26 protein-coding genes are annotated in these 26,527 nt (G+C 50.4%); 3 read left to right on the forward strand and 23 right to left on the reverse strand.

Annotation, left to right across the window (positions count from 1 at the left end):
* Nucleotides 1-43 precede the first annotated feature (43 nt).
* From LHL18_RS03900 to LHL18_RS04010, 23 genes are all read right to left on the reverse strand, one after another.
* Nucleotides 44-763, reverse strand: coding sequence for an RNA polymerase sigma factor FliA (locus LHL18_RS03900; protein ID WP_134053814.1), 720 nt, complete (start codon nucleotides 761-763; stop codon nucleotides 44-46).
* Entirely contained in the window at nucleotides 760-1,638 is an 879-nt protein-coding gene (locus LHL18_RS03905; RefSeq protein ID WP_134053812.1) for a MinD/ParA family protein, read from the reverse strand. Before LHL18_RS03905 ends, LHL18_RS03900 begins: the two co-directional genes overlap by 4 nt.
* Entirely contained in the window at nucleotides 1,631-3,013 is a 1,383-nt protein-coding gene (flhF, locus tag LHL18_RS03910; RefSeq protein WP_226765849.1) for a flagellar biosynthesis protein FlhF, read from the reverse strand. The genes LHL18_RS03905 and flhF overlap by 8 nt, the downstream gene beginning before the upstream one ends.
* A 10-nt stretch (nucleotides 3,014-3,023) precedes the next feature.
* Entirely contained in the window at nucleotides 3,024-5,126 is a 2,103-nt protein-coding gene (gene flhA / locus LHL18_RS03915; RefSeq protein WP_134053808.1) for a flagellar biosynthesis protein FlhA, read from the reverse strand.
* Nucleotides 5,127-5,232: 106 nt separating this feature from the next.
* Entirely contained in the window at nucleotides 5,233-6,360 is a 1,128-nt protein-coding gene (gene flhB, locus LHL18_RS03920; protein WP_226765850.1) for a flagellar biosynthesis protein FlhB, read from the reverse strand.
* A gap of 15 nt (nucleotides 6,361-6,375) precedes the next feature.
* Nucleotides 6,376-7,149, reverse strand: a complete 774-nt coding sequence (fliR, locus tag LHL18_RS03925; protein WP_134053803.1) for a flagellar biosynthetic protein FliR — start codon at nucleotides 7,147-7,149, stop codon at nucleotides 6,376-6,378.
* Between the two features lie 7 nt (nucleotides 7,150-7,156).
* On the reverse strand, nucleotides 7,157-7,426 hold the full coding sequence (fliQ, locus tag LHL18_RS03930) for a flagellar biosynthesis protein FliQ (protein ID WP_134053801.1): 270 nt from the start codon (nucleotides 7,424-7,426) through the stop codon (nucleotides 7,157-7,159).
* Nucleotides 7,423-8,169, reverse strand: a complete 747-nt coding sequence (gene fliP, locus LHL18_RS03935) for a flagellar type III secretion system pore protein FliP (protein WP_226765851.1) — start codon at nucleotides 8,167-8,169, stop codon at nucleotides 7,423-7,425. The genes fliQ and fliP overlap by 4 nt, the downstream gene beginning before the upstream one ends.
* An 8-nt stretch (nucleotides 8,170-8,177) precedes the next feature.
* Nucleotides 8,178-8,714: a flagellar biosynthetic protein FliO gene (fliO, locus tag LHL18_RS03940; protein ID WP_226765852.1), complete on the reverse strand. Its 537-nt coding sequence runs from the start codon at nucleotides 8,712-8,714 to the stop codon at nucleotides 8,178-8,180.
* The gene (gene fliN, locus LHL18_RS03945; protein ID WP_134053795.1) at nucleotides 8,714-9,106 is read right to left on the reverse strand and encodes a flagellar motor switch protein FliN; all 393 of its coding nucleotides are present in this window, start codon (nucleotides 9,104-9,106) and stop codon (nucleotides 8,714-8,716) included. The genes fliO and fliN overlap by 1 nt, the downstream gene beginning before the upstream one ends.
* Nucleotides 9,107-9,111: 5 nt before the next feature.
* The gene (gene fliM / locus LHL18_RS03950; RefSeq protein WP_134053794.1) at nucleotides 9,112-10,200 is read right to left on the reverse strand and encodes a flagellar motor switch protein FliM; all 1,089 of its coding nucleotides are present in this window, start codon (nucleotides 10,198-10,200) and stop codon (nucleotides 9,112-9,114) included.
* A 12-nt stretch (nucleotides 10,201-10,212) separates the two neighbouring features.
* Nucleotides 10,213-10,734, reverse strand: coding sequence for a flagellar basal body-associated protein FliL (gene fliL / locus LHL18_RS03955; RefSeq protein ID WP_226765853.1), 522 nt, complete (start codon nucleotides 10,732-10,734; stop codon nucleotides 10,213-10,215).
* A 96-nt stretch (nucleotides 10,735-10,830) separates the two neighbouring features.
* Nucleotides 10,831-12,579 carry a flagellar hook-length control protein FliK gene (locus LHL18_RS03960; RefSeq protein WP_226765854.1) on the reverse strand — a complete coding sequence of 583 codons (1,749 nt, stop codon included), beginning with the start codon at nucleotides 12,577-12,579 and terminating at the stop codon, nucleotides 10,831-10,833.
* A 114-nt stretch (nucleotides 12,580-12,693) separates the two neighbouring features.
* Entirely contained in the window at nucleotides 12,694-13,158 is a 465-nt protein-coding gene (gene fliJ, locus LHL18_RS03965) for a flagellar export protein FliJ (protein WP_134053788.1), read from the reverse strand.
* Complete coding sequence (gene fliI, locus LHL18_RS03970; RefSeq protein ID WP_226765855.1) at nucleotides 13,155-14,501, reverse strand: flagellar protein export ATPase FliI; 1,347 nt, start codon at nucleotides 14,499-14,501, stop codon at nucleotides 13,155-13,157. Before fliI ends, fliJ begins: the two co-directional genes overlap by 4 nt.
* Nucleotides 14,502-14,503: 2 nt before the next feature.
* Entirely contained in the window at nucleotides 14,504-15,328 is an 825-nt protein-coding gene (gene fliH / locus LHL18_RS03975; protein WP_226765856.1) for a flagellar assembly protein FliH, read from the reverse strand.
* Nucleotides 15,329-15,345: 17 nt separating this feature from the next.
* Nucleotides 15,346-16,380, reverse strand: coding sequence for a flagellar motor switch protein FliG (gene fliG, locus LHL18_RS03980; RefSeq protein WP_134053782.1), 1,035 nt, complete (start codon nucleotides 16,378-16,380; stop codon nucleotides 15,346-15,348).
* Nucleotides 16,373-18,061: a flagellar basal-body MS-ring/collar protein FliF gene (gene fliF / locus LHL18_RS03985; protein WP_226765857.1), complete on the reverse strand. Its 1,689-nt coding sequence runs from the start codon at nucleotides 18,059-18,061 to the stop codon at nucleotides 16,373-16,375. The genes fliG and fliF overlap by 8 nt, the downstream gene beginning before the upstream one ends.
* 14 nt (nucleotides 18,062-18,075) lie before the next feature.
* Nucleotides 18,076-18,411 carry a flagellar hook-basal body complex protein FliE gene (fliE, locus tag LHL18_RS03990; protein WP_134053778.1) on the reverse strand — a complete coding sequence of 112 codons (336 nt, stop codon included), beginning with the start codon at nucleotides 18,409-18,411 and terminating at the stop codon, nucleotides 18,076-18,078.
* 119 nt (nucleotides 18,412-18,530) lie between these two features.
* Nucleotides 18,531-19,910, reverse strand: a complete 1,380-nt coding sequence (locus LHL18_RS03995; protein ID WP_226765858.1) for a sigma-54-dependent transcriptional regulator — start codon at nucleotides 19,908-19,910, stop codon at nucleotides 18,531-18,533.
* Entirely contained in the window at nucleotides 19,907-21,022 is a 1,116-nt protein-coding gene (locus LHL18_RS04000; RefSeq protein WP_226765859.1) for a sensor histidine kinase, read from the reverse strand. The genes LHL18_RS03995 and LHL18_RS04000 overlap by 4 nt, the downstream gene beginning before the upstream one ends.
* A gap of 107 nt (nucleotides 21,023-21,129) precedes the next feature.
* A complete protein-coding gene (locus LHL18_RS04005; protein ID WP_134053774.1) occupies nucleotides 21,130-22,578 on the reverse strand; it encodes a sigma-54 dependent transcriptional regulator in 1,449 nt (482 codons plus the stop codon).
* 110 nt (nucleotides 22,579-22,688) lie between these two features.
* On the reverse strand, nucleotides 22,689-23,486 hold the full coding sequence (locus LHL18_RS04010) for a flagellin (RefSeq protein WP_226765860.1): 798 nt from the start codon (nucleotides 23,484-23,486) through the stop codon (nucleotides 22,689-22,691).
* Between the two features lie 201 nt (nucleotides 23,487-23,687).
* On the opposite strand from LHL18_RS04010, the gene pseB reads away from it, so the two are divergent.
* Genes pseB through pseF form a run of 3 tightly spaced genes read left to right on the forward strand, consistent with a single transcriptional unit; the run spans nucleotide 23,688 to nucleotide 26,526 of the window.
* Nucleotides 23,688-24,689: a UDP-N-acetylglucosamine 4,6-dehydratase (inverting) gene (gene pseB / locus LHL18_RS04015; protein WP_226765861.1), complete on the forward strand. Its 1,002-nt coding sequence runs from the start codon at nucleotides 23,688-23,690 to the stop codon at nucleotides 24,687-24,689.
* Nucleotides 24,686-25,834, forward strand: coding sequence for a UDP-4-amino-4,6-dideoxy-N-acetyl-beta-L-altrosamine transaminase (gene pseC, locus LHL18_RS04020; RefSeq protein WP_226765862.1), 1,149 nt, complete (start codon nucleotides 24,686-24,688; stop codon nucleotides 25,832-25,834). The genes pseB and pseC overlap by 4 nt, the downstream gene beginning before the upstream one ends.
* The gene (gene pseF, locus LHL18_RS04025) at nucleotides 25,831-26,526 is read left to right on the forward strand and encodes a pseudaminic acid cytidylyltransferase (protein ID WP_134053768.1); all 696 of its coding nucleotides are present in this window, start codon (nucleotides 25,831-25,833) and stop codon (nucleotides 26,524-26,526) included. Before pseC ends, pseF begins: the two co-directional genes overlap by 4 nt.
* Nucleotide 26,527: the final 1 nt, after the last annotated feature.

Raw genomic sequence — 26,527 nt, forward strand, 5'->3', positions numbered from 1 at the left:
CAAAATCCCCTCCGACGAGATATTACTGTTATCTCAGAATAGGTTACAACCAATCCTGCATTCTGGCTTTTAATCTGACCAATGCCTGACTATGGATTTGACTGATCCGGGACTCACTGACATTAAGCACAGCCCCGATCTCCTTCAAGTTTAGTTCGTCATTATAATACAGCGAAAGCACTAATGCTTCACGCTCAGGTAAACTACTGATTGTTTTTGCTAAATCCTGATGAAAGCTCTCGCTTGCCTGACTTTCGTATAAATGATCTGAGTCAGTATCACCAGAGGTTACCAGCACATCTTCGGAAACACCAAGATCTTCTATCCCGATGATTCTGCCACTGCTGATATCACTTAGCATATGATGGTATTCATCCAAAGATATATCAAGTTTTTCAGCAACTTCACTATCTTTTATGTCTCTACCATACAGAGCTTCAAGCTCAGCAATGGTCTCCGCAATCAAACGGGCATTACGATGTACAGACCGCGGAGTCCAATCCCCCCTGCGCATTTCGTCAAGCATAGCGCCGCGGATACGGATACCGGCAAAAGTTTCAAAACTGGCTCCCTTGCTACCGTCAAAATTTTTCGCTGCTTCTATCAGGCCAATCATACCTGACTGAATTAAATCATCGACCAACACACTAGCTGGTAGCCTCGCCATCAGATGGTAAGCTATGCGTTTAACCAAAGGAGCGTGGCGCTCGACCAACTGCTGCATATGGTCAACACCACCATAAGCTGCAATTTTACTGTTCACGCTATCCCCCGATCAATGTGAGGTTGCACCAGCTGTTCCAGAAAAAACTCCAGATGCCCGGACGCAGTGGCTGGTAATGGCCATTTTGCAGCTTTCAATGCCAGGCTCTTCACCGCCATGCTGGCTGGTGTTTTCGGGAACGCTTCTACAAAGGCTTTTTGTTTTCGGGCTGCTTTGCGCACATTTTCATCGTAAGGAATGGTCGCCACAAGCTCTAAACTGACATCCAGGAAGCGATCGGTTACTCTGGTTAACTTCGCGAACAGTTCCTGGCCTTCTTTCAGGCTGCGCACCATGTTGGCGACAATCTTAAACTTTTCTACACCATGATCACGGCTGAGGATCTTCATCAGGGCGTAAGCATCGGTAATCGAAGATGGCTCATCACAAACCACAACCATCACATCCTGTGAGGCTCTGGAAAAACTCAGTACCATATCGGAAATACCGGCTGCGGTATCAACTAACAACACATCAACTGGGGTTTGAAGTTCGCTGAATGCTCTGATAAGACCGGCATGTTCAGCTGGCGCCAGCTCTGTCATATTCTGAGAGCCGGAGGTGGCAGGTATTATCTTTATACCAAAAGGGCCGTCGATGATCACATCATCCAGCTCGGCCTCGCCCGCCAGTACATGCGATAAGTTTTTTTCTACCCGAAGCCCCAGCATAACGTCACAGTTAGCCAGGCCCAAATCTGCATCCAGCACCAGCACGCGCTTCCCAAGCTGCGCCAGCGACATGGCAAGGTTTAGCGTAACGTTGGTTTTACCCACGCCGCCTTTACCACCGGTAACTGATATTACTTTTACCATCTGCTTATTCATTCTTCTCAGGCCATTGGCTTGATCATCGGTATTGTCATGACTATGCATAGGTTCCGTCCGCGCGGCTCATCTGGTCGTTGTACCACTGGTGAACCGTACTACTTTGTGCAATTCGTAATTTTTCTGCCTGCTGCACCAGTTTCTGTGCATCAGCAACAGCTATATCTTCAGGGACACGCTGGCCATTCGTCAAGTAACTTACCGGCAGCGCATTTGCAATAGCCACATTGATCACTTCACCTAAACTTAAGCATTCATCAAGTTTGGTGAAAATACAACCAGACAACGGAATACGTTTAAAATGGGTGACACTTTCCTGCATAACCCTTGCCTGCGCTGTCGCAGACAATACCAGATAACTTTTTATTTTGACACGACTATTATGCATCAGGCTGGCAAGTTTTTCAGCCAAACGCACATCGCGCTGGCTCATACCTGCGGTATCTATCAATATCAGTTTGCGTTGTTGTAACTGATTAATTAACAGCGCCAGCTCATCACTGTCTTTTGCCAGCTTTACCGGGCAACCGATTATCCGGCCGAATGTTGCCAATTGCTCAAAAGCGCCAATCCGGTAACTGTCAGTGGTAATCAGTGCCACCTGATCGGCGCCATGACGCTTGGCAAACTCTGCCGCAAGCTTAGCAACCGTTGTTGTTTTCCCGACACCTGTAGGGCCAACCAGCGCAACGACGCCACCACGACGCAAAATATCGTCATTGGTTGTGCTCAGTTGTCCGCCAAGTAGCTCTAAGGCAGCTTCCCAGGCATCTGCACTGTTTAATTCTTCCGGCATAAAACACGCCAGCTGATCTGCAACCTGTTCAGACAATCCCAACTGCTGCAGGTTTTCGATAATCAGCGCCCGTACTGGTTCGCGCCGTGCCAGATCCTGCCACATTAAACCTGATACCTGATGCTGTAATAACTGGCGCATGGACAACATTTCATTGCGCATCGCATCCATTTGCTGCTGGACTAACTTCGCCTGTTGCTCCTGCAGTTTAGTCAGCTCTGTTAGCTGAACGGTATTCACGCCTGCTGCCGCGCCAGAAGTTTGACGCTCAAACTGTGCCGCTCGCGGTGCTTCCTGCGTTGCGGCTTTCAACGACGGTTTAGCGGCAGCATTTTGTGTCACCTGTTGTTTAATCATCTGCCGCGCCAACAACGCTTTTAGCGAGTCTGCCGGCGCTTCTGCCTCATCATCATCGGCGACTGTCGCACTGAAACGCGGCTCCGGCCGCGGCTGTGCTGCAGGGGCTGGCTTGGCTGCTGGTGCCGGCTCTTGATCAATCGCCGCGACAATCTCGACGCCTTCAGCGACTTTTTTGTTTGACAGAATAATAGCATCCGGGCCAAGAAACTCTTTTACCTCAGTTAAGGCTGTGCGCATATCTTTTGCGACAAAACGTTTGATTTTCATCAGTTATCTCCTAACTTGCCTGGCCTATTACGCTGACAATTCGAATTTGTTTATCATCAGGTATCTCCTGATATGACAATACCCTAAGTCCTGGAATGGTGTATTTCACGAATCGTGCCATCACTGAGCGTAAAATTCCTGACGTTAGCAATACTGCACTGTCGCCACTCAATTCCTGGCTCTGATGCGCATCCTGCAATGACTGCTGAATACGGTCTGCCAGACCGGGCTCTATGCCAGCGCCGTCATTGCCGGCAGCCTGCATTGATTGATGCAGCATCTGCTCCAGTTCAGGCGCAAAGGTAATCACCGGAATTTCTTTGCGATTGCCACCCACTTCCTGCACGATAAGCCGGCGCAGCGCTATACGACATGCTGCTGTCAGCACATCAACATCCTGACTCTTAGCACCATATTCGACCAACGTCTGCACTATGGTACGCATATCACGGATCGGCACACCTTCATTAAGCAGGTTCTGCAGCACTTTAACCACTGAAGTCAGCGGCAAGGTATCCGGCACCAGGCCTTCAACCAGTTTCGGTGAATGCTTGGCCAGCATATCCAGTAAATTTTGCACTTCTTCATGTCCAAGCAGGCTGGCTGCGTGGTTAGTCAGGATCTGGCTTAAATGGGTTGCTACAACAGTCGCGGCGTCGACAACGGTGTAACCTAATGTCTGTGCATGTTCACGCTGATCTTTACCAATCCATACCGCATCCAGGCCAAAGGCCGGATCTTTGGTCGCAATACCTTTTACCGTACCGAATACCTGGCCAGGGTTGATTGCCAACTCGTTATCATGGCGTAACTCCCCTTCACCACTGGTCACCCCCATCAACGTCATACGATAACTGTTTGGCTCTAAATCCAGGTTATCGCGGATGTGTACAGCCGGAATAAGAAAACCCAGCTCTTGCGACAGTTTTTTACGCACACCTTTAATCCGGCTTAGCAGTTCGCCGCCCTGAGACTTGTCAACCAGTGGAATTAAGCGGTAGCCAACTTCAAGGCCTATCGTATCGACGCCCTGCACATCATCCCAGCCAATTTCTTTGACGACATTGGTCTCGACCGGCGCCAGATCAGCAGCATTGCGGTTGACCAATTCGGCTTTGGTTTCGTTGTTACGTTTGTGCATCAGGTACGCCAAGCCGCCGACTACAGCCGCCAGCGATAAAAATGCAAAATGTGGCATGCCCGGTACTATCCCCATCAGGGTCAGTACGCCGGCAGCAACAAAAAGTACATGCACATTGCCCAGCTGATCAGTCATTTGCTGGCCCATGTTTTCAGACTTATTCTGCCGGGTAACAATGATAGCAGTACCGATAGACAGCAACAGTGATGGAATTTGCGCCACCAGGCCATCACCAATCGTCAGCAGGGTATAAATCTCCATCGCATCGCCAAACGACAGATCATGCTGCATCATGCCGATAAACAAACCGCCAACCAGGTTAATCACCAAGATAACGATACCGGCAATCGCATCGCCTTTCACAAACTTACTGGCACCGTCCATCGAGCCATAGAAATCCGCTTCGCTGGTGACTTCTTCCCGGCGCACCCGCGCCTCTTCCTGCGTGATAAGCCCTGAATTTAAATCAGCATCAATGGCCATTTGTTTACCGGGCATAGCATCCAGCGTGAAACGGGCCGACACTTCAGCAATACGTCCAGCACCTTTGGTCACAACAACGAAGTTAATAATGATCAGAATTAAAAACACCACGATACCGACAGCGTAGTTGCCACCGATAACCACTGAGCCGAAAGCCTCAATGACCTTACCCGCCGCATCACCACCTTCATGCCCTTCCAGCAGCACCACCCGGGTACTGGCGACGTTTAGTGCCAGACGCATAATGGTTGCTACCAGCAAAATAGCCGGAAAGGCGCCAAAATCCAGTGGTCGCATGGTGTAAATAGTCACAAGCAGCACTACCAGTGCCAGGGCGATATTAAAGGAGAACAATACATCGAGCAGCAAGGGCGGTAATGGCAACACCACCATCGCCAAAGCGGCAAGAATAAATAACGGTGTACCGAGGCCTTTGGCAAAGGCAAATTTCGAGCGGTCGAAATTGGTAAAATAACTGGCTAACTGCATGACAACCCTGACAGTAAATTGGCGCTGTGTCAGGTATCAGCAAAAAGCATTCCAACAAGTACCAATAAACACGCAGCAGGCATGTTTTGTTTTAATACCTGCTGGCTTAGTGGCGATAGCCTTCTGGGATGGGTAGCTCTTTCGCCAGTGCTTTAGGCCTGTTGCCTTTGCCTTTTTTGTACATTCTGAGCTGATATACATAGGCCAGCACCTGCGCCACAGCAGCAAACAGTTGCTCCGGTATCGGATGATCCAACTCAGTGGTGTGATAAATAGACCGTGCCAGTGCAGGCGATTCAATCACCGGTACTTTATGCTCGTTCGCAATTTTACGGATATGCATCGCCACTTCATCCACGCCTTTAGCCACAACCACAGGGGCGCGGAACTTACCCTGATCGTATTTCAGTGCAATTGCATAGTGGGTCGGGTTGGTGACAATAACATCGGCTTTAGGCACTTCCTGCATCATCCGTTTCATCGACATCTGCATTTGGGTGCGGCGGATACGGGCCTTAATCTGCGGATCACCCTCGCTGTTTTTATACTCGTCTTTAATTTCCTGCAACGACATTTTCAGCTGCCGTATGTGGTTCCACTTCTGATACGGCGCATCGACCACAGCAATTACTGAGACACTGGCGCACAGCCCCAAAAAAAGCCAGGCCAGAAAATACAGCGCTGATTCAATATTGTTAGGCTCACTCATCAAAGACAGCGCCATGATGTCAAAGAAAAACATCTTCAGAAGCAAGTAAGCAATACCGACCACCACCAGCACTTTGAGAATACTTTTTAACAGTTCTACCAAAGCCTGCAAACCGAACATGCGCTTAAAACCACTTAACGGATTGAGCTTACTGGCTTTAGGCGCTGCCGCCTGCCAGCTGAAGTTAAAACCACCCAGCAGGGTATTACCGATAAAACCGGCGAGGAGGATAATAAAGAAGATACCGGCCAGCGGCGGAATAATGTATTCACCAACCGCGCCCCAGGCCGTAAACATCGAATTAGTTTCAAAAATGTCTTTTGGGTTTAACTGCATCATGCGCTGGGCCACATCCAGCAATGCCATTGCCAGCATTTTGCCAAAAATTAAAATCGCTGCAGCGCTGCCTATCAGTACAAAAGCAGTACCCATATCTTTAGAGCGGGCAATCTGACCTTTTTCGGCTGCATCCTGCAGCTTTTTGGACGTGGGCTGTTCGGTCTTTTCGGCGCTTTCATCTGCCATTGCAGAGCCCTCCGGTTAGCAGCCAATCAGCCGGCAGCTGTAATCGATACTATGCTGCCACTGTTTGTCAAAATGGAATAAAAAGGTGTCCAGCGTCAACCACAGGATAATTAAACCCGACAGCATGGTGATTGGAAAACCTATAGAGAAAATATTCAGCTGTGGTGCAGCGCGCGTCATAATGCCAAAAGACAAATTCACCACCAGCATAGACACAATCGGCGCCAGTGCTATCGCCAGCGCAGTAGCAAACATCCAGCCGCCAAACTCGATCACCGTCCAGTAACTGGTCACTTCCCACCACTGGCCGTTAATCGGCAGCGTGTCAAAGCTGAATACCAGCATCTGGATCATGATCAGGTGGCCATCAAACAGCCAGAACAGTAAAGTTGCCAGGATCAGATAAAACTGACCTATCGCAGCCACGTTAACGCCGCTTGCCGGGTCTACCATCGATGCAAAGCCTAAACCGGTCTGGGTCGCCAGCAACTGCCCCGCCAGCACAAAGGTGGTAATAAACATCAGCGAGATAAAACCCAGCGCAAAACCGATCAGCAGTTGTAACAGAACTTCCAGGAACATCTGCCCAGACATCAAATCCGGGTTCGCGACAGGTGGCAGAGTAGGCATGATTATCAGCGTGATCATTACTACCAGGCCGGTTTTAATCCGCATAGGGATATTGCGCACACCAATACCGGCCATGATCAGAAACATACCCGTTACCCGGCATAGCGGCAGCAGGTAATCAGCTATAGTCTGCATCAGGACACTAAGTGGAAATTCCATACCTGGCTTAACCTACCACCGTCGGAATACTGAGAAACAGCTCATTGGTGTACTCCATAATCACGCGGGTAAACCAATGACCGCCAAAGATCAGCGCCAGCAAGGTGACAATTAACCTGGGCAGAAAACTAAGTGTTTGCTCGTTAATGGATGTTGCGGCCTGAAACACCGCCACAATCAGACCGACAAATAACGACGGCAGAATAATGGCGCTAACCAGCAGGATAACCAGATACAACGCATCGCGCAGTACATCGACAAAAACCTCTGGTGTCATGTGCCCACCCCATAGCTTGTCGCCAGCGTCCCCATTACCAGTATCCAGCCATCAACCAGTACAAACATCATCAGTTTGAAAGGCAAGGATATAATCATCGGCGACAACATCATCATACCCATGGCCATCAGCACGCTGGCGACCACCAGATCGATAATCAGAAACGGGATAAACAGCATAAAACCTATCTGAAATGCGGTTTTAAGCTCGCTGGTAATAAACGCCGGGATCACTACAGTAATCGGATAATCCTGTGGCTGCTCAGCCACTTCCTGCCCGGCAATCTGGGCGAAGGTATCCAGATCTTTGGTGCGGGTTTGGTGCAGCATAAACGCTTTGATGGGCACTATCGCCGCGTCCAGCGCCTGCACCGGCGTAATATCCTCTGACAAATACGGCTGTATCGCCGTGTCATTAATGTTTTTAAACACCGGCGCCATAATAAAAAACGTTAGAAATAAGGTAATGCCTATGAGTACCTGATTAGACGGGGATTGTTGCAGACCTATAGCCTGACGCAGGATAGCCAGCACAACAATAATGCGGGTAAAGCTGGTCATCATAATGACCATGGCCGGGATAAAACTCAGCGCCGTCATCAGCGCCAGCACCTGCAGCGTAACGCTGTATTGCTGGCTGCCATCGGCGCCGGTGGTTACAGTAACAGCAGATAAAGCACCATTATCAGCCAGAACATCGGGGCTTAGCATTATTGCCAGCACCACGAACAACAGTCGCAACATAGCTCACACTATTTTTTCAGGAACGATTGCAACTGTGTATGAAAGTCTGATGCCAACTTTTCTTCAGGTAATGGATTTTCCAGTTCAAACAGCAAATTTATGCTTTGTGAGGTCACCCCCAAAACACGCTGTTTTCCTTGCATTTCAATAACTAACAAACGCTCTTTTGGCCCAAGCGGCATAGTAGAAATTATTTTTATATGCCGGCTGCCTGGCAGGCGCAGTGTCAATTTTTTGAATGCCCAGCCAAGTGCGACAACGATTGCGACGACAATCCCCAGTGACAGTGCCATTTTCCCAAGGCCAAGCCCGGCGGAAGGCCGCTGCGCGCTGTTATCAAGCTTGGCAACCGGTTGCACTGTCGCAGGCTCAGCGGGTACTTCTGCCGGTGTTGCCGGCAGAACCGCAGTACTGTTGTCCGTGGCAGCGTTTTCGGCACGGCTGTCAGCCGTCGTATCAACTACCGTATCCTCTGCCTGCGTTTGCGCATTAAGTGTTGCCGGTAACAGCAACATACAACATAAAGCGAGATAAAATAGGCGCATCAGCGAAGTTTCTTAATCCGTTCAATCTGGCTGATAACATCAGTCAGGCGAATACCAAACTTGTCGTTGACCACAACCACTTCACCATGCGCAATCAGGGTGCCGTTTACCAGAACATCCAGCGGCTCACCTGCGACCCGCTCCAGCTCCACTACAGACCCCTGATTTAACTGCAGCAAATTACGGATGCTGATTTTCGCCCGCCCCACTTCCATCGAAATAGTAACCGGAATATCTAAAATGGTGTCGAGTTTGCGCTTTTCATCGACGGTAATATCGGCTTTCTCGCCATGCAACTCTTCCAGTTCAACCGGCTCAGCACCGTCTCCCGCGCCTTCAGCCTCCGCCATCGCGGCGGCCCATTCGTCCATGGTGTCTTTATCATCAGCCATCTTAGTTACCTTCTATCACGATCTGACAGGTTCAGATCGGCTTCTAATTCAGAGATATCGGCATCGCTGTCAAGCCGACGCCCGCCTTTAGTAAATACATGCATTTCTGATTTAACTGACTCTGGCCGCTTAATTTTCTCGGTGATTTTAAGTGCCACGTTTTCACGCGAGCGGCCCAGTTTGGCACGGTAAGTCGGTAAATCTTCAATTAATACCGTGATATGTTCCGGAATCTCAATCGGAATGATATCACCGGCTTTTAGCTCCATCACTTCACGCAACGTCAGATCCACATCCATCATTTTTGTAGTTAAATCGACCTTAACATCCATAATTTCATCGCGCAGCGCCTTACTCCAGCGCAAGTCAGTATCTTCTTTATCGCTTTGCACACCCGCATCAAGTAACTCACGAATGGGTTCAAGCATGGAGTACGGCAGAGCGACGTGGAAATCACCACCCCCACCGTCCAGTTCTATATGAAATGAGCTGATAACCACCACTTCTGTCGGGCTGACAATGTTTGCCATCGCCGGGTTAACTTCAGAGTCGAGATATTCAAACGACACGTCCATCACCGGCGCCCAGGCTTCTTTATAATCCTCAAAAATCAGTTTCAGCAGCATCTGAATAATACGGCGCTCGGTAGGTGTGAACTCACGGCCTTCAATCTTGGCATGATAACGACCGTCACCACCAAAGAAGTTATCCACCAGAATAAACACCAGCCGCGCTTCCATCGTAATCAGGCCGGTACCTTTAAGCGGTCTGAAGCGCACCATATTCAGGCTGGTTGGTACGAACAAGGTATGCACATACTCACCGAACTTGATCATCTGCACGCCGTTTATGGACACCTCGGCGGTACGGCGCATCATATTAAACAAACTGATACGCATATGGCGGGCAAACCGCTCGTTCACCATTTCCAGTGTTGGCATACGGCCACGGACAATACGATCCTGCGACGAGAAATCGTATTCCATAGCAGAGCGGCCCCGGCCCTCGCCGGATTCGTCTATTTCTTCTTCTTCAACGTCATCGACACCATGTAATAGCGCATCAATTTCGTCTTGTGACAGTAAATCGGTCACGGCTGCTCACTCTTATTGCATAACAAAACCGGTGAATAGCACTTCATCGACCACCACCGAACCAACCACTTCAATCATCGCCTGTTGTAAATCACTCAGCGCTTTATTCTTCAGTGCATCGCGCCCGGCAACCGTTACCAGCTCATCGGCATTGGCGGCACTGAAGGTTTCCAGCAGGCTGCCTTCGATGAGCGGTATATGACGCATGGCGATGGTTTCGTTGTTTGTACCACGCACCAACAATTGCACTTTAATCTGAACCATACGATCCCGTGAAGCACCCGGCACATTAAATACAAAAGGCCGTGGTAAGGGCACATATAAGGCGGTGCCTTTGGGCTCTGCACCGTCTGCGCCCGCTGACGCTGCCGCTTCGTTACCTGCAGCCGTTGGCGCTGCGGCATCGTCACCGCCGGACAAGAACATAAAACCAACCACACCCAGAACAATCAGCAGTGCAGCGCCTCCACCGATAAGCAATAATTTCTTTTTACCGCCACCTTCTGCAATGACTAAATCTTTTTCTGCTGCCATAGTTTATGTCTTCCGTCCGTTTTGTCCGGCATTATTATGCTCATCTGTCAGCGGCAATGTAAATCATCGCGCCTTAAATTCCGCTCTTGCCAGGCTTTATGCGTAATAATCCACCAGTCGATCATTTACAGTGGCCGTTACCTGTACAGCAGGAGCAGCAGCTGAATTGTCATCACCTGCATCATGGCCGCCCCGATGTCTGCCGCCGCCGTTGTCATCGCGCCGGGCAAGCTGCCGTTCCTGTTGCTGGCTCTGCTGTTGTACGTTGCCCTCGCTAAGGGTAATGCCCTGCTGCTGCAACATCTCACGCAATCTTGGCATGTGTTGTTCAAGTGCTTCTTTCGCCTGGGGCTGCTGCACAACAAACTGCACCGAAGCCTGTTCTTGCTGCATATCTATTTTAATCTGCATCTGGCCAAGACCCGCAGGGTCAAGCCGGATCTCGGCTACCTGAATATTCTGCCGTACCATCAGGTTCACCCGCTCCCGGAGCTGGCCAGCGGCATCCTGTTGCAACAAATTCAGGTTCTGTTTTAACTGCTCAGCAGCACTGTGTTGTACTGTGCGCACCGCGCCAGTTTGCTGACGCTGCTCAGCTGCGTTCAAACTATGACTAAAAATAGCATCATGACGCACACCGGCAGTATCTGCGCCGGGCTTCACTGCAGAATTAAGCTGCTGCCCATCAGCCATCAGCTGTTGTATTTCAGCTGCGGTCTGAGTACTGCCCTGTCTCGGGTTTTGTTGCTGGCCGGATTGCTCAGAGCCCTGTTTGGCGCCAGATTTACTATCGGTTTTATCACCGTCAGGCTTCAGCAGTTTTTCAGCAGCACTGGCATTTGACGTTTTTTGTTCAGTATCAGCAGCAGTGGTTTCGTCTGGCGACAACACATTTACCGCACCAGCACCCGTCAACGTCGGCGCATCCTCAGCACTTAGCTTAGCAGCCTGAGCAACAGATGCGTCATCTGCTGCCGCTTTAACTTTAGCCGCACCTGTTTTAAGCGGCTTATCTTCAGCAGACTTTGCTTCAGCTTTTAATGTGGCCTGTGTCAACCCGGCCAAATCTTCAGCGTTCTCAGCATTCACACCGACAGCGGAGATATCGCCATCCTCCGGCGGCACCGGTATAGCTTTATCGGCACTGGCCGCAGAGTCGAGTGTCATTTTACTGCCTCGTGCTATCTGAGCATTGTCGTAGCGTGAGGCTGATTTTTGCTCTGTCGTCTCAGCGTCAGCTAAGGCTACATTTTTTGCGTCAGTTATTGTTTGTTTAGTTGCTGATGCGGCGTTATCTGTTTGCCCGGCGGCTGAATCTGCTTCCGCATTGTTATCAGCTGTATTTGCTTCTACGGGCATCTCACCACTTGCGGCTTGTTGCGCGGCAGTGGCATTTGCTCTGGCCAGCTGCGCAATATCCTGCCCGGCTTCTTTGTTATCGCTGCTGGCTGCAGCAGCTTGCTCGGATGTTGCCTTAGCAGAGCGGCTTTTATCTTTTAGCGCTAACTGGTCGAGCAAACTTGCAGCGAGTAATGCCTCTTCAGCATTCTGCGACGCACTTTCATATGTGCTGCCGTCTGCATCGACAGCGGCTTTCTCTTCATCACTGATAGCGGCCATAGCAGCACTTAACGCCTGACTGATACCAGAAAGTGGGCTTACAGCGGCAGGCAACTGCCGTAGTTTTGTATCAGAAGGGGCGGTTTTTGCCGGTTGAACCAGCTCACCGAACATCGAGCCAAATACGCCGCTTTCACCATCAGTGCCGGCATCAGCTTTGCCGCTATCTGATTTGAGCGACGTGTCTGTGCTCAATAGCATTGATATTTGTAAGCCTTGCGTCATGCTTATCTCCCATGCCAGCTATGTCAAAATATAGCTATACCAGTTACTGCTACTCTGGCTGTTTGCCGCTTGAACGGCAGCTGCCTTTATTACGTTTCAACCAACATTCAATTTTCAGGCCAGGTTGTCATCCTGCTGGGCTGCCAGCCGACGCATAAATAACTGATTGGCATACTCGTCGGCATTTTTCTGCTCTTGCTTTAACTGCCGTTGCAGCTCAGCAACATTATTACGTTCAACCAGAAGCTCCAGCGCCTTGCGTTTCTTTTGCATGGCTAACCAGCTTTGTTTGCGCTGCTCGGCCGCGGCACGGGCCTGATGCACTGCCCGTCCCTGCTGTAAGATGGCCTGATCCAACTTGCCGATAAAGTTGACAAATTGCGTGTACTGCCGGCTTTGTAAGCCAGCACTGCCCTGCTGCTGACTTTGCTGAATATATTCGGTACGGTAGTTCGCCAGCCCCTGATATTTCTGCTCCTGCTGCTGATAAAACTGCTGGGCAGAGACAAACTGCGCCTGCAGTTTTTCCTCTCTTTCTTGCTGAATTTTAATCAGCATCGCAAAGCGCTTATTGATCATACGGCGTTACTCCTTGCCACAGGTGTCAACTGGCTCAGCGCCTGCAGGCTGTCATCATAGGCGACAACATCATGCATGCCCTGCTGCAAAAACCGGTTAATATTGGGCATCATTGCTATGGCTTTATCTAACTGAGGATCGCTGCCGCGCACATAGGCGCCTATCGCTATCAGGTCTTTACTTTGCTGGTAGCTGGAATACAGCTGCTTTACTGAACGGGCCATCTGCTGATGTTCACTGCTGGTCACAGACGGCATAACGCGGCTGATAGATTTCTCAATGTCCACTGCCGGAAAATGCCCACTGTCAGCCAAAGAGCGAGACAATACTATGTGTCCATCCAAAATAGCGCGGGACGCATCGGCTATCGGGTCCTGTAGATCATCGCCTTCTGACAATACGGTATAAAATGCGGTAATAGACCCCTGGCTGCCGCTGCCGTTGCCGGCACGTTCAACCAGTGCCGGTAATTTGGCGAACACGGAAGGCGGGTAACCTTTTGTTGCTGGTGGTTCGCCAACCGCCAGCGCTATTTCACGTTGGGCCTGGGCATAACGGGTAATAGAGTCGATAAGCAGCAGTACATCCAACCCCTGGTCGCGAAAATACTCCGCCACCTGCACTGCGGTTTCACAGCCTTTTAAGCGCATAAGCGGCGACACATCAGCAGGCGCGGCAATAACCACAGAACGCGCTTTACCCTCGTCGCCCAGAATTTCGTCAATAAACTCTTTGACTTCCCTACCACGCTCGCCAACCAGCCCGACAACAATGACATCGGCAGAGGTGCCCCGTGTCATCATACCAAGCAGCACACTTTTACCTACACCAGAACCGGCAAATAAGCCCATACGCTGGCCTTTACCTACGGTCAGAATACTGTTGATTGCCCGTACCCCCACGTCAAGCGGCTGCTTTATTGGCCGTCTGTGGAGTGGATTTATCGGTTTGCCTTTGATACCACCATGCTCGCGCGCTGCAATCGGCCCTTTGCCATCCAGTGGCGTACCAACGCCGTCAATGACGCGACCTAGCAAATTCATGCTAAGCGGCACACCTTTAAAATTCAGCATGGGTGTAACTTTGGCGCCCGGCACGACACCGGAAACATCATCTTTGGGCATCAGGTAAATGCGATCATTAGCAAAGCCAACCACTTCGGCCATGATATCGCCACGGGCGGTTTCGACACTGCAAGGCTGGCCAATTGCCGCACTGCAGCCGGTAGCTTCCAGCGTCAGGCCAACGACCCGCACCAGATGCCCGGAAACAGAAGGTTTTGAGCGATGAACATAGCCCAACTGCTGCTGCAGAAACTGGCTCAGCGTTTCACTGCTGGCCATGGTTATTCCCCGGTCTCAGGCGCATCAGCGTGTTGCTGTAGCTGCAGGAAATGTTCAAGGCTGCTCTGAACACGTTGGCCTAAAGTGCGGTCGACACTTGAGCGGCTACTTTCTACCATACAACCGCCCTGTTCAATCGACGGTTCAGCCCGCAGTTGCCAGCCTCGCTCGATGAGAGCCTCTGCACCGTAGAATTGTTCAATGGTACTGATGTCCTGCGGGTTAAGTTTTATCAGCAGCTGTGATGCATCCAGCGGCAAAGCACTGATAGCATCACTGACTGCCTGCAATATAACCTCTTGATTAGTCTTAACTTCGACGGCAATTACGGCCTGCGCCATTGCCAAGCTCAGCGCCAGCAACTGCTGTTGTACCATCGCATCCACATTTGCCAGCGGCTGCTGTAGTTGATCCAGTAAGGTACTCAGCTGTGTCAGCTTACTGTCGAGTTCATCCTGACCATCTGCCAATCCTTGCTTTTTGCCTTCAGCCTGCCCCTGGGTAAAACCATCCTGTTGGCCTTGTTCACGCCCTTCGCCGTAGCCTTTACTGAAACCTTCGTCCTTGCCTTCGGCAAATCCTTCATCGTAAGCCGCCTGACGGATTTGCTCGATGTCATCAGCCGTCAGTGGTTTCAGGGTTAACTCTTCTTCTTCCTGTGGCTTCTGCGCTTTAGCAACCGGCTGGGTTTTATTCAACGCATTAGTTTTGGTATTACGCTTTAACTGCTCTGATGTCAGATCCGGTGTCTGCCACTGCTGTAACAGCTCTTCGGTGTCGTCATCCGGCGAAAATGGCCGTTTATATTTAAAGGCATCAACTGACATATGCGCACTCATTTAGCTTACAGGAAGTCATCACCACCGCCGCTGCCAAGCATAATTTCGCCGGCATCAGACAAGCGTCGCGCAGTCGACAGAATTTCTTTTTGTGCTGCCTCCACATCACTGACACGCACCGGCCCCATGGCCTCCAAATCATCCTGCAGCAATTCTGCCGCCCGTTTAGACATATTCTTGAAGATTTTCTCTTTCAAGTTTTCATCTGTGCCTTTTAATGCTTTCATCAGCACATCCTGCTGTACTTCACGCAGCAATACCTGAATACCGCGATCATCAACATCTATCAGGTTTTCAAACACAAACATCAGGTCCTGAATTTGCTGCGCCATTTCTTCGTCATGCTCACGGATTGAATCCATCAGCTGACCTTCAATGTTGGTATCCATGTAGTTCAGAATGTCGGCAGCAGCTTTTAAGCCGCCCATTTTCGCGGTTTGCGTACCCGCCTGACCCGCAAACTGTTTCTCCATAATCTCGTTTAACTCCTGCAATGCTGCTGGCTGCACTTCTTCCAGGTTGGCAATACGCATGGTTAAATCCAGCCGCACTTTTTCCGGGAACTGCGATAAAATCTCGGCGGACTGTTCAGGCTCCAGATAGGACAACACGATAGTCTGGATCTGCGGGTGTTCGTTGCGGATAATATTCGCCACCTGCTTCGAATCCATCCATTTAAGTGAATCCAGGCCTTTGGCACCACCACCCAGTACTATCTGATCGATCAGATTAGCAGCTTTCTCTTCACCTAGTGCCGCCGTTAACGCGCGTTTGATAAACTCTTCGCTCTGGAAGCCAATGGTGCTGAAGTTCTGAATTTGTTCAATAAATAGCCGGTGTACAGCGCTGATTTTGGCCTGGTTCAAATCCGTCATCTGCGCCATCGCCAGACCAACTTTCTGCACCTGTTTCGGCTCTAAGTGCTTTAAAATCTGCGCAGCATCTTCTTCTGATAAACTCAGCAATAAAATGGCCGCTTTCTCAACACCGTCCAGTTTGCCAACGTCAAACGCCGGCTTTGTCGCTTCTATGCTACTCATCTTCAGCCAACCAGTTTTTCACTACCAGAGAAGACAGTTCAGGCTCATTGGCAACCAAGGCCCTAACTGCGCGTAATAAATCATCATCACCATGTAAGTCTGGCAGCATCAGTGTGCCATCAGGTGCAAAGCCCACGGCATTTTCATCAAAGCTTGAGCTTAGCATATCAATGGTGTCATCCCCTAAGTCCAGCCCGCTGCTAAGAGCACTGTCGTCATAGGCTTCTTTGGTATCTTCAGGGTAAATCAGTTTCTTCAGCATTGGCCGTACTATCGCCAGGATCAGCACGATAATAATCAGACCACCAATGGCCAGACGCACGACTCGCAGGAACCATTCTTCTTCATAGAATGCAGGTGTTGGTGGCTGTACCACTTCATCTTTCATAAAGGGCACAGAGATCACTTCAATCATGTCGCCGCGCTGTGCATCAAAGCCGATACCACCTTGTAGCAGGCGACGGATATCAGCCAGCTCTGCCTGTGGCCGCGGCTGTGGTTCACCGTTTTCACCGGCAACGTAGTCAATCGCAACGGACACACTAAGCCGTCGGATCACGCCACTTTGCTGGGAGATGTGGCTGATAGTAGTGTCCAGCTCATAGTTGCGGGTCGCTTCTTTATGATTACGGCCAGGAACCACCGGTTTAGCATTAGCGCCGGTGGCCTGCTCCGGAATATTCGAGTTCAGCGGAGGCTGGTTAGACAAGGCCCCTGGGATACCGGCACTTAAACCACCGACACTGTTTTCTTCAATCGTCATTTCGCTGCGAACAGCAGGCAGGTCAGGGTTAAACCGTTTCTGCGTTTGCTCGGTTGCCGTAAAATCCATATGCAGGTCAACCTGAGCAGTGTAATTACCGTAGCCCAGCACCGGCATTAAAATAGAGTCAACTTTCTGACGGTATTCTTCTTCACGGGTACGCTGCAGTTCATATTCTTTGCGGGTACGGGCAGAACTGGCATCCTGAGAGCCACTGTTGAGCAGACGGCCATTCTGATCGGTAACGGTAACTCTTGACGGCGATAACCCCTGCACAGCAGACGCTACTATATCAACAATAGCGTCTACTTCGCTGTCACGGATCACCGTGCCACCACGCGCTGTAACCAGCACTGTTGCTGATGGCAGCTTTTCAACCCGGGCAAACACGTTTTCTTTGGGGATAGCCAGCAATACGCGTGCCCGCGCCACGCTTTGCAGCTCTTCAATAGTGCGGGCCAGCTGCTGCTCACGGCTGTGTTTTAACCGCTCCATTTCCAGGCGCTGGCTGACACCGAAACCGCTGTCCTGCAACAGAAACTCGGTGCCGCTGGAAGGCTCTTGCGTTAAACCGGCACGTGACAATGATAATTTAGTGCTCTGAAACTTATCCTCAGCGACATAGATCACATTGCCTTCAAGCGTGTAATCAATTTTTTGCGCATCCAGGTGGTCCAGCGTTTTGATAAGTTCTTCAGTAGGAAAGGTGCCCAGCGGACGCATTTCGGGCTGGCGCGCCCACATAATGATTAAAATTGCGATGGCCAGACAAATTGTCAATGCAACGATAAGCGTGATCTGACGCACCAGATCCATACCGCCTAACGAGCCAACAAAACCACTTTTTTGCTCCTGCTGTTCACCACTACTGTAATCGTTACCAGTCAGCGCCAGCTCGGTTGATTGATTTTCAGCCACAACCTATTCCTCCGTTACACTGGCATTGACATAATGTCTTTGTACGCTTCAACCAGCTTGTTGCGTACCTGAACTGTCGCTTCAAAGGCTAAAGATGATTTCTGGCTGGCTATCATGACCTGCGCCAGTGACACATTAGGATCACCAAGCTCAACTGCGGTACGCATTCTGCCGGTTTCCTGAGCCAGATCGTTAACATGGCTAAGCGCACTGGTCAGCATAGAACTGAAATCGCTTTGGCTTGGGTTCACCTGCTCTGTATTTTGCAGCCGCAGCTCAGTGCCAAGCCCTCTTGCCTGGCCCGCCAATGACTGCATTTCTGCATAAAGTGCCTGACCTTTGATGTTCATAGCGTTATCCGTCAAAAAAATGCTGCAACTAGAATTACCTCTAACAAAGCAGGAGTTGTGCCAGTTTTTAACGCAATGAAATATATAGAAAAAACCCTCGAAACGAGGGTTTAGGTAACTCAGACAGGCAGGTCAATACCGCAGTCGCGCATTCTGGCCAACTTATAACGCAATGTACGGTCGCTTATCCCCAGCTTTTGCGCTACGTCTTTACGCCGGTTGGCGCAGGCTTTCATAGTGGCAAGAATAATGCGGTGTTCCTGCTCATGCACACTGTGTTTAAAGCTATTACTGCTCTCATCCGCAACATCAGGCTCATCGGCATCTGCCAGTAAGGCAGTGTCCGCCGCAGCCAGCGCAGCAGACTGCGCCATATCGTCCGGCTCCAGCATAATATCCTCTGCTGTTATCGTGTTGCCCTGTGCAATGATTAGCGCCCGCTGTACCACGTTGTCCAGTTCACGCACATTTCCCGGCCAACTATGCAGACTAAGGCGCACACGTGCTTCTGCGGTTAAAACCGGTACAGCTTGTCCGCTGTCAGCACAGTGGCGCTGCAGCAAATGCTCCGCCAGTGGCACTATATCGTCGGGGCGTTGACATAGTGCTGGCCAGATAAGCGGAAACACATTCAGCCGGTAAAATAAGTCTTCCCGAAAAGCGCCTTGTGCCACCGCCTGCTTTAAATTACGGTTACTGGTGGCCAGTACCCGCACATCGAGCTTAATGGTTTTACGCCCGCCGAGACGTTCCACTTCGCGTTCCTGCAACACCCGCAGTAACTTAGCCTGTAGGCTTAAGTCCATTTCGGTTATTTCATCCAGCAGGATAGTGCCCTGTTGTGCCTGCTCAAATTTGCCGGGGCACGCGCTTATCGCGCCGGTAAAGGCACCTTTCTCATAACCAAACAACGTTGACTCGAGCATATTTTCCGGAATAGCGGCGCAATTTATTGCAATAAAAGGCCCATTTCTGCGCTCTGATAACTGATGAATGTAGCGCGCCAGTACTTCTTTGCCGGAACCACTGGGACCGCTGATCATCACGCTAACATCTGTCGCGGCAACTTTGCCACACAGCGCCAGCAGCTGTTTACTGCTATTTGATGCGGCAACGGGTTCAATATTGTCTGACGGTTCAGTGCTGACATAACGGCTGACAGTATTAACTAATACTTCCGGCGAGAAAGGCTTCGCCAGATAATCGATAGCGCCAAGCTGAATGGCCTCTACTGCTGCCTGCACCGTTGCGTAAGCCGTCATCATTAGCACCGGCAATTGCGGATAGCGCTCGCGCAGTGTCTTCAGTAATGTCAAACCGGATACGCCCTGCATTTGTACATCACTGATGACCAGCTGTACCTTATGTTGCTGCAGCAATAATAAAGCCTGTTCGGCACTGTCGGCGGCCAGAACCTGATACTGCGCCAGCATCAGCGTATCCTGCAACGCTTCGCGCAAGCCGGCATCATCCTCAACCAGTAAAATACGTTGTGTCATTGGCCTGCCTCCTGAACACTGTGTGAAAGCGGTAGCAACATTTCAAAGCAAGCCCCCTGCCCGGTCGGCACATACCGTACAGAGCCATGATGTGAATGCGCCACGGCCTGAACAACGGCCAGTCCAAGACCTGTACCTTGGGCTCGGCCGGTAACAAAGGGCTCAAACAGATTATCGTGTAATGCCGGCGCGACCCCCGGCCCGTTATCAGTAAGACGTAAAAGCAGCTTGCCACTGTGCTGTGCACTTGCCTTGAGCTCCAGCACTATTTTTGCGCTGGCTGGTATTGCCTGCAGGCTGTTCTGGATCAGATTCTGTATCGCACCGCACAACGCATTTTGGTTACCAACAAGGCGAAGTGAAGGCTCATCACATTGCAGGGTAAAATCCGCCTGGTGCTGCACCAGCAAAGCGTCAACCGCTGCTTCAATTTCTGTAATCAGCTGATCGAGCGTAAATTCGGCAACTTGCTGTGAGCTACCGCTGCGGGCAAACAACAGCATATCGCTGACCTGCAGTTCCAGATCCTGCAAGCGGGACAACAACTTTTGCTGAAACTGCTGCTGCACCTGCCAGGTGGCTCTTGGGTTGGCCAAATTCTGTGCGTACAACATTGCAGCAGATAAAGGCGTGCGTATTTGATGCGCCAGAGTAGCCATCATTTTACCCAGCACAGACAAACGCTGCATCTGACCGACCCTGCTTTGCAATTGCCGGGTTTCGGTCAGATCGGTCAACATGATTAGCTGTCCTGGCTGGGTATATTCGGTGTGCGTTAGTAAGGCATTAATTTGTAATTTAACCCGGCGGCCATCTTTTAACGACACTTCCAGGCCGTCATCACGGCGGGGGCTAAAACAGCGGCTGATGATGGAAAACCAGGCTTCACCAACCAGCGGCTCACCCAACATCGTTACAGCCGCAGGATTGGCCTGATACACCACGCCGCGCTGATCCAATAAAATGACTGCCGCTGGCAATGCCTGCAATACAGGATCAAGCCCGGTTGGTGCGCAATAGGTTGAGAGCTGATGGCCGCTGGCTGCAACAACTGATAAGCCTTGCCGGGCAAACCCGGTGGGCGAAAAGTGCATAGCACTGGCTGAAGTCATAAGTCCCCCCTGAAACACATCGTTCAGGAGAGTAATGCAGACATTATGCCAGCATTTTCTTGATTTATTTCAGATGGTTAATTTTGTCAAAACTCTGACAGTAGCAGTTACTCGTCTTTACCGAGATTATACTTACGCATTTTTTCAACCAGAGTGGTCCTGCGCAGCCCTAGCACTTCTGCCGCCCTGGCAACAACAAACTCATGCCGCTCCAGCGCCTGGGAAATAAAGCGGATTTCAAGCTCGGCAAGGTATTCTTTTAAATCCAGTCCCTGCTCCGGCAACTGCTGCAGCGTATCGGCATCTGATGCAAAACCGCTGTCATCGTCTGCATCATCATCGTCGGTTGACTGGAACATCTCATTTAGCAGATCACGTTCCTGCAAGCTCTCCGGATACTGCGGTACGTAGCTTTCAATGTCCAGATGACGGTACTTGTGTGGCAACTCAGCCACATCAACCACCTGATCCGGGTACATAATGACCATCCGTTCTAACAGGTTTGCCAGTTCACGCACATTTCCGGGCCAGCTGTGTAACTGCAGGCTTTGCATTGCATGCTCAGTAAATTTCACGATTGCCTGGCTGTGCTTAGCCTGGCGCTTTAATAACTCACTCACCAACAGGGGTAAATCGTCTGTACGTTGGCTAAGGGCCGGTGTTTCAATTGGAAACACATTCAACCGGTAGTATAAATCTTCGCGGAAACTGCCTTCAGTAATCATCTGTTCCAGATCACGGTGCGTTGCAGCAACAATTCTGACGTCGGCTTTAATTGGCTGGGTACCACCAACACGCTCATAAGTGCGCTCCTGCAGCACCCGCAGCAGTTTAACCTGCATGTTCAGCGGCATATCGCCAATTTCATCTAAAAACAGCGTGCCGCCCTGGGCCAGCTCAAACCGGCCTTTGCGGGTTGAGATTGCACCGGTAAAAGCGCCCTTTTCATGGCCAAACAGCTCACTTTCCAACAGCTCAGCCGGAATAGCACCACAGTTAATCGGCACAAAAGGCCCGCCTGAGCGGTTAGATAACAAATGAATATTGCGGGCAGCCACTTCTTTACCTGTGCCTGAAGGCCCAAGCACCAGTACATTAGCATCTGTTTTGGCAACCTGCTGAATAAGAAAGCGTACCTGCTGCATTGCATCTGAATTGCCAACCATACCATCAAACTTTACCGCAGCTTCAGTCTGGCGCTGCACAGGTAGTAAACGGTGGTACTGTTGGCAATCACGTAGCAACTGTGTCAGCGAAGCATAAGCGAAAGGTTCAGTTAACAACCCAACGGCATTGGCGTGTTCCAAAAGCGGCTGCAGGGTTTCACCTAATAACAAAAACGCAGTAGCCGGGTATTTTTGCAGCAATGTCGCATGCAACTGGCTATCTAAAGCGCCAAGCAATACCACCGCCGGTTCATCCGCACTTAAACGTTGCTGGAGTTCCTGTAATGTCAGCTGTTGATGTGGTTCATGAATAAAGCCCAGCACCGTGCTTAAACGGCCGCTACGCTGGCTTTGTTCATCAACAATATACAGTGAAGGCGTATTTGACATGCTGTTGCTTTTATTATGCTTTTAACTGCATTGTACTGTGCAGGCGTCAGCTTGCAAGAGAAGACGCTATTTTTTTGACGCGGGCGTCAAAAAAATAGCGTCAGATATAGTTAACTCAGTAGATTCAATGCTTGTTGCTGTTGCACTCTGGATTGCAGCGCAACGCTTACGGAGGTATTGGCCAGAATATCTGCTGCCACTTTATCACTGGTGGCACGGGCAAAATCCAGATCTTCAATCCGGCTGCGTGCCTCTGACTCAGCGATCTGCTGACCATTTAAATTACTGGCGGCACTGGCAAACCGGTTTGCTTCAGCCCCAGCCTGAGCTTGCAAGCCGCCGATGTAATCTCTTGCCTGAGCAATATTGTCCAGCGACTGCGCAGCACTTTGCGCGCTGGATAAATCGATATTAAAGGCATTACGGTCCTGTAAACCTGCTGCAACATCTGTGGTTGTCAGGTTAACGCTTCCAGACCCGGTGCCAAAAGCTACACTGGCGTCTTCACCGAACAGCTTCTTGCCAGCAAATTCTGAGCTGTCGATGATCTGCTGTGCGTTGGCTACATACGCATCGGCTTCCGCCTGCAGTGCCTGCCGTTCTTCCGCGCCATAAATGCCATTACCGGCGGCGACAGACAAGCGGCTAAGCTCAGCAAAGTTGTCATTTACGCCTTGCAACGCTTGCTCATAGACGCGGGACAACGAAATACCGTCGTATACATTACGCTCTCCCTGGGCTTTGGCATTAATACTGCTGCTAAGCTGGTTGGCAATTTGTAACCCCGCAGCATCATCCGCTGCACTGTTAATACGTTTTGCTGTTGCCAACTTTTTAAACAGGTTTTCCTGCTGCAACTGCGCCTGATTCAGGGTGTTGCTACTACCGGGAGCATTAAGTTTCATCATGACACCACTTCGTCGTTAAAACTGGTTATAGTTTAGTCAAAGCGACACTAAAGCGCTATTAATTAAACGATGCCATAAATTTTAATAGCACATCGGCGGCAAAACTGTTTAAGTTGAATATGTTAGAAGCGGCGGCATACTTTATGCTAAAGTCGGCTCAGACAGCAATTGGCAACATTATGTGGTTCCTGAGGGCAGCTTATGTTTAACGGCAAAACCATTCTGATTACCGGCGGTACCGGCTCGTTTGGCCATAAGTACACGGAAACTCTGTTAGCGCGCTACAAACCGAAAAAAATTATTATCTACTCCCGCGATGAGCTGAAGCAGTATGAAATGCAGCAAAAGTTTCATCAAAGTTGCATGCGCTATTTTATCGGCGATGTACGTGATGAACATCGTCTGATACGCGCTATGCACGGTGTAGATTATGTTATCCATGCGGCAGCGTTAAAGCAGGTGCCGGCGGCAGAATATAACCCGACAGAGTGCATCAGAACCAATATCAATGGCGCCGAAAATGTCATTACCGCCGCTATTGAAACCAACGTTGAAAAAGTGATTGCGTTATCTACTGACAAAGCGGCAAACCCGGTAAACCTGTATGGGGCCACTAAACTGGCTTCCGATAAGCTGTTTATTGCCGCCAATAACATGGTTGGTGGTAGCAAGCCGCGCTTTTCTGTGGTGCGCTACGGCAATGTAGTCGGATCACGTGGTTCAGTGGTGCCGTTTTTTCAACAGTTGGTAGATAAAGGCAGCGATCATATTCCGGTAACACATCCCGAGATGACCCGTTTCTGGATTAGCCTGCAACAAGGTGTCGATTTTGTATTGAAGAACTTTGAGCGCATGCTTGGCGGTGAGATTTTTGTGCCGAAAATCCCCTCTATCCGTATTGTCGATCTGGCCGAAGCGATGGCGCCGAATTTGCCGATAAAAGAAGTCGGTATTCGCCCGGGTGAAAAACTGCATGAAATGATGTGTCCGGGAGATATGTCATACCATACCTATGAATTTGCTGATCATTTTGTTATCGCACCGGCCATTAAGTTTTTTAACCGTAGCAATGATTTCTCCAGTAACGCCCTGCAAGAGCAAGGCAAGCTGGTAGCCCCTGGGTTTGAGTATGTGTCAGATACCAACCCGGATTTTCTTACTGTCGAACAAATGCGCCAGTTTAATCAGGAAGCTATGTCGTGATCCCATACGGCCGCCAGCACATTACCCAGGCTGATATAGATGCAGTAACAGAGGTACTGCAAAGTGACTTTTTAACCCAGGGGCCAGCGGTACCGGCCTTTGAAAAACGATTGAGCGAACTGACAACCGCACAGCATGCCATAGCCGTTAACAGCGCCACATCAGCTTTACATCTGGCCTGTCTGGCGCTCGGCGTTGGCAGGGGTAGCCGGGTCTGGACATCGCCGATCAGCTTTGTCGCCTCGGCCAACTGTGCCCGCTACTGCGGTGCTGATGTCGATTTTGTTGACGTAGAACCCGACAGCGGCAATATGGCAATTGATAAGCTACGGCTGAAGCTGGAGCAGGCGCGTAGCAATGATACGCTGCCGCAGGTCGTTATTCCTGTGCATCTGGCCGGCGCCAGCTGTGATATGCAGCAAATTCATTACCTGGCCAACGAGTTTGGCTTTGCGGTCATTGAAGATGCGTCGCATGCCGTCGGTGCCAGTTATCTTGATGATGCTGTGGGTTGTTGCCGCTACAGCGATATCACCGTGTTCAGCTTTCATCCGGTAAAAATCATTACCACAGCCGAAGGTGGTATGGCACTGACCAATAATCCAGAGCTGGCTGATAAAATGCGCTTGCTCAGAAGCCACGGCATCAGCCGTGATGAAAGCCTGATGACGGAGCCAACCCACGGTAATTGGTATTATCAGCAGCTGCAATTGGGATTTAACTACCGCATGACCGATCTGCAGGCCGCTTTAGGGCTAAGCCAAAGCAGACGCTTGCTGCCGATAATTCAAAAACGCCAGTTGCTGGCAGCGAATTATCACCGTCTGCTGGCACAATTGCCATTAAGCTTACCTGCGCTGGATGATGACAATATCAGCGCCTGGCATTTGTTTATTATCCGGCTGGACGACAAAACTAAACGTAAAGCCGTATTCGACTGCATGCGCGACGCCGGCATAGGTGTAAACGTGCATTATATTCCAATCCATACCCAGCCTTACTATCAGCAACTGGGTTTTGACTGGGGCGATTTTCCGGTAGCAGAAGATTTTTATGAGCGCATCATCAGCCTGCCGATGTTTCCGGAATTAACCGGCGAACAACAGCAATATATCGCCGATAAACTGGCAGAGCTGCTGCAATGAGAGTGGCCATTATTCCGGCCCGCGGTGGCAGCAAGCGTATACCGCGCAAAAATATAAAGCTGTTTAGCGGCAAGCCGATGCTGGCTTATCCAATCTTAACGGCGCTGCAAAGCGGCTGTTTTGACCGGGTGTTGGTGTCTACTGATGATAAAGAAATCGCAGCAGTCGCACGGGAATACGGTGCCGACGTACCCATGCTGCGCCCGGCAGAGCTGGCAGATGATTATACCGGTACCGGTGCCGTTATCCGCTATGAGCTGCAACAACTGCAGCAACAGGGAATAACGGCTGATTATTGCTGCTGCATTTATGCCACTACGCCGCTTCTCAGCCCGACTTTACTGCAACAAGCCTGGCAGCAACTACAGGCACAGCCGGAACTGAATTACGTGTTTTCCGCCGCCCGCTTCTCATTTCCGATCCAGCGGGCGCTGATTACGACCGAGCTGGGTGTAGCTCCACTGGACCCGGCAAGTATCGGCAAAAGGTCGCAGGATCTTACCCCGACATTTCACGATGCCGGCCAGTTTTACTTCGGTAAAACAGAGGCCTGGCTGAAGCAACTGCCGGTATTTGGCAATTACAGCAAAATGCAGGTGCTACCCGACTATCTGGTACAGGATATTGATACAGCAGACGATTGGCAGCGCGCCGAACTGTTGTATCAACTGTTAAACCGGGATGCGCCCTGAC

It is taken from the genome of Rheinheimera aquimaris (assembly GCF_020531985.1).
In the GTDB taxonomy this organism is placed as follows: Bacteria; Pseudomonadota; Gammaproteobacteria; order Enterobacterales; family Alteromonadaceae; genus Alishewanella; species Alishewanella aquimaris.

Coding starts and splice junctions, on each gene's coding strand:
- fliE (WP_134053778.1), bottom strand. CDS start 18,411: ATGAACATCAAAGGTCAGGCACTTTATGCAGAAATGCAGTCATTGGCG.
- flhA (WP_134053808.1), bottom strand. CDS start 5,126: ATGCAGTTAGCCAGTTATTTTACCAATTTCGACCGCTCGAAATTTGCC.
- pseF (WP_134053768.1), top strand. CDS start 25,831: ATGAGAGTGGCCATTATTCCGGCCCGCGGTGGCAGCAAGCGTATACCG.
- LHL18_RS04005 (WP_134053774.1), bottom strand. CDS start 22,578: ATGTCAAATACGCCTTCACTGTATATTGTTGATGAACAAAGCCAGCGT.
- flhB (WP_226765850.1), bottom strand. CDS start 6,360: ATGGCAGATGAAAGCGCCGAAAAGACCGAACAGCCCACGTCCAAAAAG.
- LHL18_RS04000 (WP_226765859.1), bottom strand. CDS start 21,022: ATGACTTCAGCCAGTGCTATGCACTTTTCGCCCACCGGGTTTGCCCGG.
- fliG (WP_134053782.1), bottom strand. CDS start 16,380: ATGAGTAGCATAGAAGCGACAAAGCCGGCGTTTGACGTTGGCAAACTG.
- fliI (WP_226765855.1), bottom strand. CDS start 14,501: ATGGCCAGCAGTGAAACGCTGAGCCAGTTTCTGCAGCAGCAGTTGGGC.
- pseB (WP_226765861.1), top strand. CDS start 23,688: ATGTTTAACGGCAAAACCATTCTGATTACCGGCGGTACCGGCTCGTTT.
- LHL18_RS03995 (WP_226765858.1), bottom strand. CDS start 19,910: ATGACACAACGTATTTTACTGGTTGAGGATGATGCCGGCTTGCGCGAA.
- fliJ (WP_134053788.1), bottom strand. CDS start 13,158: ATGATCAATAAGCGCTTTGCGATGCTGATTAAAATTCAGCAAGAAAGA.
- LHL18_RS04010 (WP_226765860.1), bottom strand. CDS start 23,486: ATGATGAAACTTAATGCTCCCGGTAGTAGCAACACCCTGAATCAGGCG.
- LHL18_RS03905 (WP_134053812.1), bottom strand. CDS start 1,638: ATGCATAGTCATGACAATACCGATGATCAAGCCAATGGCCTGAGAAGA.
- fliH (WP_226765856.1), bottom strand. CDS start 15,328: ATGTCAGTTGATGCCTTTAAATATAAACGGCCATTTTCGCCGGATGAC.
- flhF (WP_226765849.1), bottom strand. CDS start 3,013: ATGAAAATCAAACGTTTTGTCGCAAAAGATATGCGCACAGCCTTAACT.
- fliN (WP_134053795.1), bottom strand. CDS start 9,106: ATGGCTGATGATAAAGACACCATGGACGAATGGGCCGCCGCGATGGCG.
- LHL18_RS03960 (WP_226765854.1), bottom strand. CDS start 12,579: ATGACGCAAGGCTTACAAATATCAATGCTATTGAGCACAGACACGTCG.
- fliP (WP_226765851.1), bottom strand. CDS start 8,169: ATGTTGCGACTGTTGTTCGTGGTGCTGGCAATAATGCTAAGCCCCGAT.
- fliL (WP_226765853.1), bottom strand. CDS start 10,734: ATGGCAGCAGAAAAAGATTTAGTCATTGCAGAAGGTGGCGGTAAAAAG.
- fliQ (WP_134053801.1), bottom strand. CDS start 7,426: ATGACACCAGAGGTTTTTGTCGATGTACTGCGCGATGCGTTGTATCTG.
- fliO (WP_226765852.1), bottom strand. CDS start 8,714: ATGCGCCTATTTTATCTCGCTTTATGTTGTATGTTGCTGTTACCGGCA.
- fliR (WP_134053803.1), bottom strand. CDS start 7,149: ATGGAATTTCCACTTAGTGTCCTGATGCAGACTATAGCTGATTACCTG.